This window comes from Paenarthrobacter sp. NEAU-H11 (genome assembly GCF_050573415.1).
In the GTDB taxonomy this organism is placed as follows: Bacteria; Actinomycetota; Actinomycetes; order Actinomycetales; family Micrococcaceae; genus Arthrobacter.
This window is the reverse complement of record NZ_JBNZGA010000003.1, coordinates 92,582-105,454: the sequence shown is the minus strand read 5'-3', so window position 1 is coordinate 105,454 and position 12,873 is coordinate 92,582. Positions and strand designations below refer to the sequence as shown.

11 protein-coding genes are annotated in these 12,873 nt (G+C 64.8%); 8 read left to right on the top strand and 3 right to left on the bottom strand.

The genetic code is table 11. From position 1 onward, the window contains the following. Positions 1-115: 115 nt before the first annotated feature. From ACQ3DC_RS05200 to ACQ3DC_RS05190, 3 genes are all read right to left on the bottom strand, one after another. Positions 116-1,543, bottom strand: coding sequence for an MFS transporter (locus tag ACQ3DC_RS05200; RefSeq protein ID WP_430751820.1), 1,428 nt, complete (start codon positions 1,541-1,543; stop codon positions 116-118). 364 nt (positions 1,544-1,907) lie between these two features. After that, positions 1,908-2,561, bottom strand: a complete 654-nt coding sequence (locus ACQ3DC_RS05195; RefSeq protein WP_197432458.1) for a TetR/AcrR family transcriptional regulator — start codon at positions 2,559-2,561, stop codon at positions 1,908-1,910. A 91-nt stretch (positions 2,562-2,652) separates the two neighbouring features. Beyond that, complete coding sequence (locus ACQ3DC_RS05190; protein WP_321214538.1) at positions 2,653-3,774, bottom strand: alcohol dehydrogenase catalytic domain-containing protein; 1,122 nt, start codon at positions 3,772-3,774, stop codon at positions 2,653-2,655. 165 nt (positions 3,775-3,939) lie between these two features. Between ACQ3DC_RS05190 and ACQ3DC_RS05185 the strand changes: the two genes are divergently transcribed. The 8 genes from ACQ3DC_RS05185 (at position 3,940) to ACQ3DC_RS05150 (ending at position 12,860) form a co-directional block, all read left to right on the top strand. Continuing rightward, on the top strand, positions 3,940-4,782 hold the full coding sequence (locus ACQ3DC_RS05185) for an alpha/beta fold hydrolase (protein ID WP_197432459.1): 843 nt from the start codon (positions 3,940-3,942) through the stop codon (positions 4,780-4,782). Positions 4,783-4,825: 43 nt separating this feature from the next. Then, entirely contained in the window at positions 4,826-6,355 is a 1,530-nt protein-coding gene (locus ACQ3DC_RS05180; RefSeq protein ID WP_430751731.1) for a flavin-containing monooxygenase, read from the top strand. A 63-nt stretch (positions 6,356-6,418) separates the two neighbouring features. Further along, the gene (locus ACQ3DC_RS05175) at positions 6,419-7,189 is read left to right on the top strand and encodes an SDR family oxidoreductase (protein WP_157240784.1); all 771 of its coding nucleotides are present in this window, start codon (positions 6,419-6,421) and stop codon (positions 7,187-7,189) included. Positions 7,190-7,200: 11 nt separating this feature from the next. Continuing rightward, on the top strand, positions 7,201-8,070 hold the full coding sequence (locus ACQ3DC_RS05170; RefSeq protein ID WP_197432460.1) for an SDR family NAD(P)-dependent oxidoreductase: 870 nt from the start codon (positions 7,201-7,203) through the stop codon (positions 8,068-8,070). A 109-nt stretch (positions 8,071-8,179) separates the two neighbouring features. Beyond that, positions 8,180-9,151, top strand: coding sequence for a tripartite tricarboxylate transporter substrate binding protein (locus tag ACQ3DC_RS05165; protein ID WP_157240789.1), 972 nt, complete (start codon positions 8,180-8,182; stop codon positions 9,149-9,151). 55 nt (positions 9,152-9,206) lie between these two features. Beyond that, on the top strand, positions 9,207-9,719 hold the full coding sequence (locus ACQ3DC_RS05160) for a tripartite tricarboxylate transporter TctB family protein (protein WP_197432461.1): 513 nt from the start codon (positions 9,207-9,209) through the stop codon (positions 9,717-9,719). A gap of 13 nt (positions 9,720-9,732) precedes the next feature. Then, positions 9,733-11,379, top strand: coding sequence for a tripartite tricarboxylate transporter permease (locus ACQ3DC_RS05155; RefSeq protein ID WP_323057437.1), 1,647 nt, complete (start codon positions 9,733-9,735; stop codon positions 11,377-11,379). Positions 11,380-11,390: 11 nt separating this feature from the next. Then, the gene (locus tag ACQ3DC_RS05150) at positions 11,391-12,860 is read left to right on the top strand and encodes an MFS transporter (RefSeq protein ID WP_430751730.1); all 1,470 of its coding nucleotides are present in this window, start codon (positions 11,391-11,393) and stop codon (positions 12,858-12,860) included. The last annotated feature ends 13 nt before the right edge of the window (positions 12,861-12,873 follow it).

The window sequence follows — 12,873 nt, the reverse complement described above, 5'->3', positions numbered from 1 at the left end:
CCTCCTGAAGACGTCGAGGACGTTCTTAACGAAAGCGGTCGACGGCGGGGAGTCCCGCCGTCGACCGCTTGGCCTTGGGTGCCACTTGCGGTAGCCCGTCCCGCGGCCGCATCCGTTACCCCGCCGCCACGCTTTCACGGGCAAGAGCGGGCTCTGGCGCCTCAATTTCGTCCTTGCGGGTCTCGAGGTCGCCGAGCGACTTGCCCTTGGTGTCGGGGGACAGGAGGGTAGCGAGCGCTGCGACGGCGCAGATACCCAGCGTGGTCAGCCCGATGACCAGGGGGACGTTGGCGGACCCCGGGGGAGCGACGGCGGTGAAGATGCTTGGGAAGAACGATGCGATCATGAGGCCCACGTTCTGCGACACGGCGAACCCTGTGACGCGGATCCGCATGGGGAACTGCTCCTGGAAGAACGTGGCAAAGGTGGCGTTCCACATCTGGAAGAAGATGCCCTGGACGATCACGATGCAGACGAAGACCAGTGCCAGGCTTCCCTGCTCGATGGCCCACAGGTATCCGCCGGCCAGCACGCCACCGCCCACGCCGCCGGCCACCATCAGCATCCGCCGGCCGATCCTGTCCGAGAGCGCGCCGAACAGCGGAATGGTGACGACGGCGGCGATGTTGGCCACGAGGGTGACCCACAGGAAGTCGCTGCTGGAGAAGCCGTTGCCGTAGCCCTTCTGCGTGGCGTAGGAGACACCGAAGATGAGCGTTGCCATGCCGATCACGTTGGTGAAGGTCATCAGGATGCAGCGGACCAGGACCCACGGGTAGCCGCGGACCAGGTCAACGAGGGGGAACCGCTGCTTGGCCTTGCCGGCCTCGGACTGCGCAGCATACGCCGGCGGCTCCTGCACCCGGCGGCGGATGATGTAGCCCGCCAGGATCACAAAGGCGCTGAGCAGGAACGGGATGCGCCAGCCCCAGGCCTGGAACTGGTCGGCGGGCAGGATGGCTGCAAGGGGAAGCAGGACGGCGGTGGCCAGGATGGAGCCCACCTGGGTGCCCTGCAGGCTGAAGCTTGCGAAGAAGCCGCGCCTGGCGTCGGGGGAGTGCTCCACGATCATCGCGCTGGCGCCGCCCAGTTCTCCTGCGACGGCGAAGCCCTGGATGAGGCGGAGGATCACCAGCATTATTGGCGCCAGGATGCCCACCTGTCCGTACGTGGGCAATAGTCCGACGGCGAAGGTGGCGAAGCCCATCAGCAGCATGGCGAAGACGAGCACCTGCTTGCGGCCGTGCCGGTCACCGTATGCTCCCAGTACGACGGCGCCTACCGGGCGGGAGACGTAGCCCACCGCGTAGGTGGCGAGCGAGGCGATGATCCCCACGGTCGGGTTTTCGGTGGGGAAGAAGATGGCGGGGAAGATGAGCGTCGCTGCCAGCGAGTACAGTGCGAAGTCGTAGTATTCGAGTGCGCTTCCGATCCAGCCGCTCATCGCCGCCTTCTTCGGGTCCCGCTGGCCAGCGCCGGCTTCCGGGATAGGACGGGTTTCCCCGGGGGTGCTGCTCATTCTGGTGAATTCCTTCGTCGTCATTGGCAAGGAACCGGAACTGTTGTGTTCCGGATGGTCGACGGGGACCTTGAAGGTGCCGGGCTTCGGAAAGCCCTTTCCCTTGAATCGTTTCATCAAGAATAGGATAGTGATGCCGGTTACGTCAACGCGGTAACCGAACAGCATTTGCAGAGGGCCTGACCAGGCCGCTTTCCGCCATCAGGGATCGCGTAGGCGGCGGTTGTGACCACAAAGCCCGCAGTAACAGGGAAGCTAGGAGCACATCCTGCGGGACCACGAGCCCTGGACGCCTTTTCTAGGGGTGGACAACGGACTGGACGACCTCAGTCAAGCGACTCCTGCTTCTCGGCCCAGATGGACGCCCTGCTGGCAGGCGCTGGATCTTTCAAAACCGGAAAAGCGGTTCGATCTGCACGCGCAGGCGCTCGCGGAGTTTCTCCCAGAGATCCTCCGGGCGGAATCCGCGCGCCGGGGTGCGAAGGATCTCATGGATATAGGTTCCGTTGCAGTTCTGCGCAACGATCAGTGAGTCGACGTCGGCGCTGAGGTATCCGGCTTTCCTGGCGTCGTCGAGGATGGCGGCGATCAGGGCGATAACCCTGTCGCCCTGGGAGATGCTCTGGGCCCCAAGCTGGCTTCCGGCCTTGAAGCCGTGGTGCAGGTAGCTCGTGACGTTCTCCGGGTCGGTTGCGTAGAACCGGGCGCGTGCACGGAAGATGGCGTAGATCCGCTCCACATAGTCCCGCGCGGTGGAAGTATTGGCGGCCAGTTCCTTGTCCGCGTCTTCGATGGCCTGGAGCGTCGTATCCATGCGCTCGCCGATAACCAGTAGCAGCAGTTCGTGCTTGTTACTGACGTAACGGAAAAGGGTGGCCTCCCCGACCCCGGCAAGCTCGGCCACTTCCTTGGTGGTGGTGTGCTCGTAGCCCCGCTCGTTGAAGAGCTGTTCTGCTGCAGCGCGGATGTTCTGGTAACGCTCGATCCGGGCCTTCTCGCGCAGCCCGACGGGAGCACCACTTGCGGAGGCCTCCGAAGTCATCGTCTTCATCCTTTATTAACGTTCCTATCAGCGGTGGGGTACCGGGCGGCCGTTCGCAGCTGCCGGGGTTCAGTTCTGGTGCCGATAACTCTCAATTGAACATCACGATCTGGCGGATGGCATTTCCATCGGCGAGTTCATCCATCGCCTCGTTGATGTTGTCCAGGGTGATCACCGACGAAGCCAGTTTTTCGACCGGCAGCCTTCCTTCGCGCCACATCTGGGCGTAGACCGGGATGTCGCGGGCGGGTACTGCGGAGCCCAGGTAGGAACCGACGATGGTGCGGGCCTCGGCTGTGATCCCCAACGGTTCAATGGATGACAGCACTCCCGCAGCCGGCAGTCCGGCAGTCACCGTGGTGCCGCCGGGCGCCGTGGCCTGCACCGCGGTTTCGAAGGCACGGGGGTGGCCGGCCGCCTCGATGACGATGTGGGCCCGGATGCCCAGGTCCGCGGCCTCGGCAGGCGAGTACGTTTCTGTTGCCCCCAGTTCCCGCGCTGTGATCAGTTTGTCCGGGTTCGCATCGACGCCGATGATCCGGGCGGGTTCGGCCCACGCTGAGGAGATTGCGACGGCGGTCAGCAGAGCTGCCATGCCGACTCCTCCGAGGCCGACGATCATGATGTCCTGCCCCTCCTGGGGATTCCCCGCGTTGATGACGGCCCCGCCTCCAGTCAGCACCGCACACCCAAGAAGTGCAGCGACCGACGGCGGCACGTCGCTTCCGACCGGGACAACCGAGCGGCGGCTGAGCACGGCATGGGTCGCGAAGCCGGAGACTCCGAGGTGGTGACGGACAGGCTGGCCGGCACGCGTCAGTCGGGTGGACCCCCCTGGCAGCGTTCCGGCCCCGTTTGATTCTGTACCGACGCTGCACGGCAGCTTGCCCCCGGTGCGGCAGTTGGGGCACTCCTCGCAGCGCGGCAGGAAAACCGTGACCACCCGCTGGCCCGGTTCAAGGTCATCGACATCCGCGCCGACAGCGACGACCGTACCGGCGGCCTCGTGGCCGAGCAGCATGGGCAGCGGACGGGGGCGGTCGCCGTTGACCACGGAGAGGTCCGAGTGGCAGATACCCGCAGCCTCCATCCGTATCAGGACTTCCTGCGGTCCCGGCCCGGCGAGGTCAAGCTCCGCAACGGAAAGCGGGCGGGACCGGGCGTATGGACGTGGGGAGCCGACGGTCTCCAGGACCGCGCCGGTAATCTTCATTGTTTCCCTTCCAATGATTGTGCTTCGTATCACTCTTATGCTTTTATGAGAGTGTAATCCGCACGGAGTGCACTTTCAATATCGTGTCAATGCCGCGCTGCCTGCACCCGATCGGATTCCCTCATCGTTATCAGTACCGGCCAGTCAAATTCGAAGGGATTGGAATTGAAGATTCATCCAGATGCAAACGAGGGTGCCGTCCACGTCGGGGGCCTTTCGGTTCCTTTCCATGACACGCTTGCACCGGAAGACTCCCGGGACACCGTGGTCCTGGTCCACGGAACGGGCGGAAGCGCCAAGACTCATTTCCGCACCCTCTTTCCCATGCTTGCCGCCCGGTACCGTGTCCTGGCCGTTGACCTGCAGAGCCCTGCCGGGGAACCGACCCTCGACGGATTGTCAGGGCAGGTTGCGGCCGTCATCGACCACCGCGCTCCTGCTCAGCCGGTCCATGTGGTCGGCTACTCACTGGGCGCACTGGTGGCGGCCGACCTCGCCGCTTCCCGCCCCGAAAGCGTGTCAAGCCTGACCCTGGTGGCCGGTTGGGTCAGGGCCGACGCCCAGCAGCGGCTTCGCAACCGGATCTGGAAGCGGCTCTTCGAGTCGGATCAGGACCTCCTGCGCGAGTTCGTCACCTGGACAGCCTATGGACACCCTTTCCTTGCCGGCCGGGGCGACGCTGACATCCAGGCCCTGATTGATGCCCGGACCTTCCCGGAGGGGATTGCCGGTCAGATGCGGCTCAACGCCGTTGCCGATTTGAGCGGCAGGCTTGCAGCGATCACCGCTCCGTCCCTGGTCATTGCCGGCGCCCACGACCAGATGGTGCCCGCCCGGCAGACCCAGCTCCTTTTCGGAGGCCTTCCGAACGCCCGCTACGCGGTCATCGACAGTGGTCACGCCGTCCCGCAGGAGCGCCCGGCCCAGCTGTTCCAGCTCATCAACGAATTTGTGACGGACCCCGCCGCTTCTCCTGCGGGCCGGATCCGGGAAGCACTCTTTGTCTAGCCCGTCGGGACCAGCACGCAACAACACACACATTGGAGGAACAGTGGAAAGTACCCCTATGGGTTATCCGGCGTCCGGTTCGCCGGTCGACGTCATCATCGTCGGCACAGGCTTTGGCGGCCTTGGCATGGGCGCAAAACTGGCCCGCGAGGGCGAACGCTCATTCATCATTCTCGAACGGGCGGAAGACGTGGGCGGAACCTGGCGCGACAACCACTATCCCGGCGCGGCCTGCGATGTGCCGTCGCTGCTGTACTCGTTTTCCTTCCGCCCCAACCCTGAATGGTCCCGGATGTTCGCCCCCCAGGAGGAAATCCTCGGTTACCTGCGCAGCGTCGCCCGGGAAGAGAACCTCCTTGAACGGATCGTGTTCGGCGCCGAACTGACCGACGCCCGCTGGGATGAGGCGGAAGCGCTGTGGAAAGTCAGCACCCCCAAAGGTGAGTTTGCAGCCAAAACCCTGGTGACCGCCGTCGGGCATCTGTCCGAGCCGAAGATGCCCGACATCGAGGGACTGAGCGACTTCTCCGGCGAAGTGTTCCACTCAGCGCAGTGGAATGACGGGATTGACCTGGCGGGCAAGCGGGTGGGCATCGTCGGCTCGGGAGCCACGGCCATCCAGGTCTTGCCCGAGGTGGCAAAGATCGCCGGGGAGGTCGTTGTGTTCCAGCGCTCGGCCCCGTACGTGACGCCGCGACCGGACCGGGCCTACACCGAGGAGGAAAAGGGTCTTTTCCGCAAGATGCCCGAGGTGATGCAGGAACTGCGGGAGGAGATGTTCTGGTCCAATGAGGAGCGCTACGCCCAGCGCCGGGGCACCCCGACGCTGGTCTCCGCTGCAGCGCAGGTCGCCCTGGACCATCTCCACCGGCAGATTGAGGATCCGGAACTGCGCCGGAAGCTAACCCCGGACTACACGTTCGGCTGCAAGAGGGTCCTGAAATCCAGCGATTACTACCCGACGTTCACACAGGAGCACGTCCACCTGGAAACCGGCGGCGTCACGCGTGTGGAGGGCAGCCGTGTTATCGGCGGGGACGGAGGCAGCCGCGAACTGGATGTCATCATCGCCTGCACGGGTTTTGAAGCGACAGACCTGCCCATTGCCTACCGCATCTACGGCCGCGACGGCCAGCCGCTCAGTGAACGCTGGGCCAACGGCATGCAGGCCTACGCCACCACGGCCGTGCATGGGTTCCCGAACCTGTGGATCATCAACGGGCCCAACACCGGGCTGGGCCACAACTCCGCCGTCTACATCGCCGAGGCCCAGATCGACTACATCATGGGCGCGGTGAACTTCCGCGACCAGGCCGCTGTGCCGGCGCTGGAGGTGAGCAGGGAAGCGGAGGATGCCTTCATGGACCGTGTGGACCAGCTGGCGCAGGGCACTGTGTGGCTCGACGGCGGCTGCAGCAGCTGGTACGTTGACCACCGCAACGGGCGGCTGACCACACTGTGGCCGGAACCGGCCTATACCTTCCGCCAAGTCAACGCGCCCTTTGACCCTGAACCCTATCTGGCCGGATCCACGGACCAAGCCAGGGAAGAAGCCCTGGCCGGAGTGCGCTAACGGCCCCACGGGGAGACTGCCGAGAAGAAGGCCGCCTCCCGTTCAACGAGGAACGGACAAAGCATGAGTAACAACCAGCAGCACCACCGAACAGTCGTCGTCACCGGCGCGGCCGGGGGCATCGGCCGCGGCATCGTGGAGTCATTCCTGGCCAGCGGGGACCGGGTGATCGCCGTGGATGCATCAGACTCCGCACTGGCCGGCCTCCGGGCGGACCTGGATCCGCAGGGCGGATCCCTGCAGGCAATGCAGTGTGACGTCACTGAGCCCGGCGACTGGCAACGGATCGCAGAGGCGGTGGAGGCCAGCCCGGAAACCCCTGCGGTGCTGGTCAACAACGCCGGCATCTCCCCGAAGCGGGACGGACAAAAGATCCCGGGTGATGAAGTCCCCTTGGATGAGTGGATGAGTGTCCTGGCGGTGAACCTCACAGGCCCGTTCCTAGGTATCCAGGCCCTGGTACCGCACATGAAGAACACTGGATTCGGCAGGATCGTCAACATGTCCTCCCTGGCAGGACGCGACGGCGGCAGGCTGGGCGGCGTCCACTATGCCGCGACCAAGACGGGCCTGTTGGGCCTGACCCGTTCCTTCGCGCGGGAACTCGCACCGTTCGGTATCACCGTCAACGCCATCGCCCCGGGGCGGATCGACGCCGGCATGGCCGCCGGCGTCTCCGACGAAGTCAACCGGAACTATCTCAGCCGCATCCCGGTGGGCCGGCTGGGCAGCGCCGATGACGTTGCCCAGGCCGTCCAGTACCTGGCCGCCGTTGAAAACGGCTTCGTCACGGGCGTCACGGTTGACGTCAACGGAGGGTCGTACATGGGATGAGATTCCAATCCTTGAATCCTCCGGAGGCGGGCGGGAGCGGGGCGGACCGATTGCGGGGGCCGGACAGGCTGCGGGGCAAGGTGGTACTGGTTACCGGCGGTGCCGGCGGTATCGCCGCGGCCACGGCCCGGCGCCTGGCCGCCGCGGGAGCACACGTATCCCTCGTCGACCGCGACCAGCCAGCCCTGGACCAGCTGGTCTCCACTCTGGGAGAGGGCCATCTGGCCACGGCAGCGGATGTGACGGACCAAATGTCCTTGCAGGCCGCAGCCCGGCGGACAGTTGAGCACTTCGGCCGGCTGGACATCGTCTTTGCCTGCGCCGGGATCGGCAGTGCCTCCACGGTGGCCGTTTCCAGCACCGAGGACCTGCTGCGGATCGTCGACGTCAATCTTGGCGGTGTGATCAGGACCGTCAAGGCCACCTTGGAGGAGATCACCGCAAACCGGGGCTACTACCTGCTCATGAGTTCGGCCGCCGCGTTGAAGAATGTTCCGCGGGCCAACGCGTATGCCGCCTCCAAGGCGGGCGTGGAGGCCTTCGGCGGGGCGCTGCGGCTGGAACTGGCCCATAAGGGCGTTGACGTGGGCGTCGCGCATCCGGCATGGGTGAGCACCGGCATGATTTCCGGGGCGGGAAGCCGGGCCGGAGAGAGCCGCTCCCTTCCGTGGCCGTTCAACGTGGTGTCCAGCACGGAGACCTGCGCCGACCTTCTCGTCGGCGCGATCGCCGCGCGGCGGCGCAAGGTATTCGTCCCGCGCAGCCTGGCCCTGATGGATCCGCTGCGGTGGATCTCAACCGGGCCGCTGTGGGACGCCTTCATGAAACCCCGGGCGGCGCTGAGCGTCTCCCGGCTCGAATCAGCAGCACCCAACGAATGATTTATTTCACCGGAGGCGGTTGTGCCGCCGGTCACAATCCTGTATTACTGAGAGGGCACTCCTTGCGGAGTGCACTCTCAACTTCAGACCGAAACCACCAGAGGTTACCTTGAACAAGACTCGCGTGTTCTTCGCTGCCGTCACTGTCGCCGGCCTTTCGCTTTCCGTCACGGGCTGCTCCGGTGCCTCCAAGGCATCATCCGAAAGCTACCCGACCAAGTCCATTACGTTCGTCATGCCCTATGCCGCCGGAGGGCCTTCGGATACAACGGCGCGTGCCTACGGTGCCTGCCTCGGGAAGCTGCTGGGCGGCACCTTCGTGGTGGAGAACCTTGACAGCGGAGCAGGTGCAGTGGCCATGCAAAAGTTGGCCGGCGCCAAACCCGACGGCTACACCGTAGGGCTCAGCACCAACGGGCCTATGGTCCTGAATCCGATGAGCAACGACCTGGCCTACTCCCAGGACGATTTCCAGGCCCTGGGCACCATGGCAGCCATCCCCACCCTTTTCGCCGTGCCAAAGGACTCCCCGTACAAGAGCCTGCAGGAGTTGTTCGACGCCGCCAAGGCCAACCCCGGGAAGATCTCCATCGGTGTTCCCGGCGCCACCAGCTCGCTGGCCACTGAACTCAAGCGCCTGCAGAAGGAGAGCGGCATCGAGTTCGCCCTGGTTCCCACCTCCGGCAGCGCCGAACTCATCACCAACCTGCTGGGCAGCCACATCGACGCCGGATTCGTCAACGACTACCTCGACGTTGAGGCCCAGGTGAAAGACGGCGCCCTCGTCCCGCTCGCTGCTGCCGGTGAAGCACGCTCGGAGGCCTTCCCCGACGCTCCCACGGCCAAGGAGGCCGGCTTCGACGTCAAGACCACCTCGGTCTACGGGCTCTTCGCCCCCAAGGGCCTGCCGCAGCAGGTTTCGGAGAAACTCGAAAGCGGCGTCGAAACCTGCAGCAAGGACACCGAAGTCATCGGCCAGATCGGCGACCGGTTCGTGCCGAACAGCTTCTCAAATGCGGAAGCGACCCAGCAGGTTTTTGCCGACATGCGCACCCGCTACGAGCCCCTCCTGGCGAAGTAACTAACAACGACTCAACCGCCGGCCAATGACGGCCGGCACGAAGAAGGGTGAACCCATGGTTTCTACTCCCGTGGAAGCGGCCGCCGAAATCCGGGAACCGGAAAGGCCCCGCACCGGCGCCCTGCGCTGGCAGCGCAGAATCGCTCCGCTCGTCCTGCTCGCACTGGGCCTTGGGGCTGCGGCCGGGTCATGGCAGTTGAAGCTGGGCACCCTGCACAATCCTGCCCCTGGCCTCTGGCCGTTCGCCATCTCGCTGGCCATCGTCTTCAGCGCCGCGGCACTGATCGTGTGGCCGGGACATGAGCCGCTGGAGGCTTGGGGCCGCCGGAGCGTGTCGGTAATGGCCGGCATCGCGAGCCTTGCCGCGTTCATAGTGCTCTTCGAACTGGTGGGCTTCTTCATCCCGGCCGTGCTGATGCTCCTGTTGTGGCTTCGGGTGTTCGGCCGGGAGTCGTGGCGCTGGACGGCTGTCTTCGCCGCGGCTGGCCCGGCAGTGCTTTATGTCATCTTCGACCGGCTCCTCGGCGTACCCTTCCCCGCCGACCTGGCGCTTGACGCCTTCGTCTAGAACGGACCCTCACATGGATATCCTGAGCAACCTCGGTGAAGGCTTCTCTGTGGCCTTAGACCCGGTGAACCTGCTGTTCGTCCTGATCGGCGTGGTGGTGGGAACCGCCATCGGCGTCCTGCCCGGCCTGGGCCCCACGGCGACAATTGCGCTGCTGCTGCCCATCACCTACACCATGGATCCGACCGCTTCGATCATCATGCTGGCCGGCATCTACTACGGATCGATGTACGGGGGCACCATCACTTCCGTGCTGCTGCGCCTGCCGGGCGAGGCAGCCTCGGTGGTGACCACCTTCGACGGCTACCAGATGACCAAGCAGGGCCGTGCCGGCGCGGCCCTGGGCATCTCCGCCATAGGTTCTTTCATCGGCGGCACCGTGGCCGTCATCGGCCTGACGTTCATGGCGCCCGCGCTGGGCAAGATCGCCCTGTCGATGGGTCCGGCCGGCTTTGTTGCCCTCATGGTCATGGGCCTGTTCCTGGTCACGTCCCTGGGCACCGGATCCACCATCAAAAGCGTATGCATGGCCGCCGTCGGCCTGCTCCTGTCCACGGTCGGACAGGATCCCGTCAACGGGTCGGCGCGTTTCACATTCGGCCAGGCGCCGCTGCTGGGCGGCCTGGACTTCGTGGCCGTGGCAATGGGCCTGTTCGGCGTCGCTGAACTGCTGCGATCCCTCGAACAGACCGAAAAAGCCCAGGCCATCAAGGCCAAGATCAAAAACATCTGGCCTTCGCGGAAGGACATGAAGGACTCTGCCGGTGCCATCGGCCGAGGATCGGTCCTCGGGTTCTTCATCGGCATCCTTCCCGGCGGCGGCGGAGTCATCTCCTCCCTGGCCTCCTACGCGCTGGAGAAGCGCCGGGCGAAGGATCCCAGCCGGTTCGGAAAGGGTGCCATCGAAGGTGTCGCAGGACCGGAAACGGCGAACAACGCGTCCTCGACCACGGCGTTTATTCCGCTGCTGGTGCTTGGCATTCCCTCCAACGTGGTGCTGGCAATGATCTTCGGCGCCCTGCTGATGCACGGCATCACCCCGGGTCCGCGGCTTATGACCGATCACTCCGGACTCTTCTGGGGCGTTATCGCTTCGATGTACATCGGCAACCTGATGCTGCTCATCCTCAACATTCCGCTCGTGGGCATCTTCATCCAGATGCTGCGCGTGCGCCAAGGCATCCTCGTCGCTTTTTCGCTGCTGATCGTGTTGATCGGCGTTTACTCGATCAACAACAGTTCCTTCGACATGTGGGTTGTGCTGGCCTTCGGCGTCCTCGGGTGGATCATGTCCAAGACAGGTTTCGACGCCGGCCCGCTGGTCCTGGCCTTCGTCCTCGGACCTATCCTGGAAAAATCCTTCCGACAGTCCATGCTGATTTCCGGCGGCAGCCTCGACATCTTTGTCACCGACCCGGCCGCCGCAATCATTTTCAGCCTTATTCTCGCCGTCATTGCCATCAAGGCCGTCAGCGGCTTCCGGCGCCGCTTTGCCGGAGCCAAGGCCTCCCCTCACGTGCCGGTGGCGGAGGAGCAAGCTCCGCAGGCCACGTCCGACGGCGGTGACCCAGCAGTACTCCCCGCCGCCTCTTCAGGACCGGGTGAGGGGGCGCCGGCAGCCCAGCATGCCGACAAGCAACACAGCCCCACCGCCCGCTGATCGCCAAGGGAATGCCTCTACGCGGGAAAGGCAGAGCATCGAAGCCCAGGGCTGCCGGCAGGCTCCTTGTACCGGTGCTGTGCCTGTGCGGAACGACCGTCACGCTTCAGCAGGCTACGGTGGTTCCCCTGCTGCCCGACCTGCCGCGCTTGCTCGGGATCTCCGTTGAGGACGCCTCCTGGGTCCTCACCGCCACACTGCTCGCAAGTGCAGTGGCCACCCCGGTGCTGAGCCGTCTGGCAGACATGTTCGGCAAACGCCGGATCATGCTCGTCTGCCTGGTCATGATGACCATCGGCTCAGCACTGGTGGCGTTGAATCTGGGTTTTCCGGCCATGATCGCCGGCCGCGCGCTCCAGGGATCCGCCGCAGCCCTCGTGCCCGTGGGCATCAGCGTCCTGCGCGAAGAGATCCCCGCCATGAAGCTGGGTCCAGCCGTCGCGATGATCAGCGCCACCTTGGGTTTCGGGAGCGCGCTGGGCCTTCCGCTGGCCGGTGTGCTGTATGAGTTCCTCGGCTGGCAGTCAATTTTTTGGAGCGCCGCTGCGGTCGGAATCGTCCTGGTCGCGCTATTGCCGCTGGTCATGCCGGAATCCCGGGTCCGCACGCCGGGCACGTTCGACTACGGAGGGGCCATCCTGCTCTCGACGGCCCTGACCGCCGCACTTCTTGCCTTGTCCAAGGGCGGTACCTGGGGCTGGACCAGTGCACCAACGCTGATAACGGCACTAACCGCGGTCGCTGCCCTGGCCCTGTGGGTCCCGCTCGAACTGAAGATCAGTCAACCAATGCTGGACCTGCGGACATCGGCCCGGAGACCCGTGCTGATCACGAACCTGGTGGCGGTCCTCGTGGGCTACTCCATGTACTCCAACCTGCTCTCCACCACCCAGCAGTTGCAGATGCCTGGCGCGGCTGGATACGGCTTCGGCCTGAGCGTGATGGCTGCCGGCCTTTGCATGGTTCCCATCGGCTTGGCAATGGTGCTCTTCACTCCCGTATCCGCCCTCAGCAGCCGCCGTTACGGCGCCAAAACCGCCCTCATTATGGGCTCCCTCGTTTCTGCCGCCGGCTACGTTGGCCGCCTCTTCCTGACCGAAGAAGTCTGGATGGTGATGCTGGGAGCTGTTGTCATAGGCATCGGCAACGCCATCGCCTATGCAGCGATGCCCATCCTCATCATGGGATCTGTCCCCGTAACCGTCACTGCCGCTGCCAATGGGCTGAACACCGTGCTGCGCGTCATCGGAACCACCATCGGCAGCGCCGCCGTGGCCGTGCTGCTGGCCTCAACCACACTGACGCTTGACGGAACAGAGCACCCATCCTTCCGAGCCTTCGAACACGTCTTCTGGATTGCCGCGGCAGCAGCCCTTACTGCTGCGGTACTGGCGAGCTTCCTGCCCCGGCAACGCCCCTCATTGACCAAAAAGGTCGGCCGAATCGATCAGGGCATCAGGAACACGGCGCCGGCAATCTGATGGCAGAGCGTCA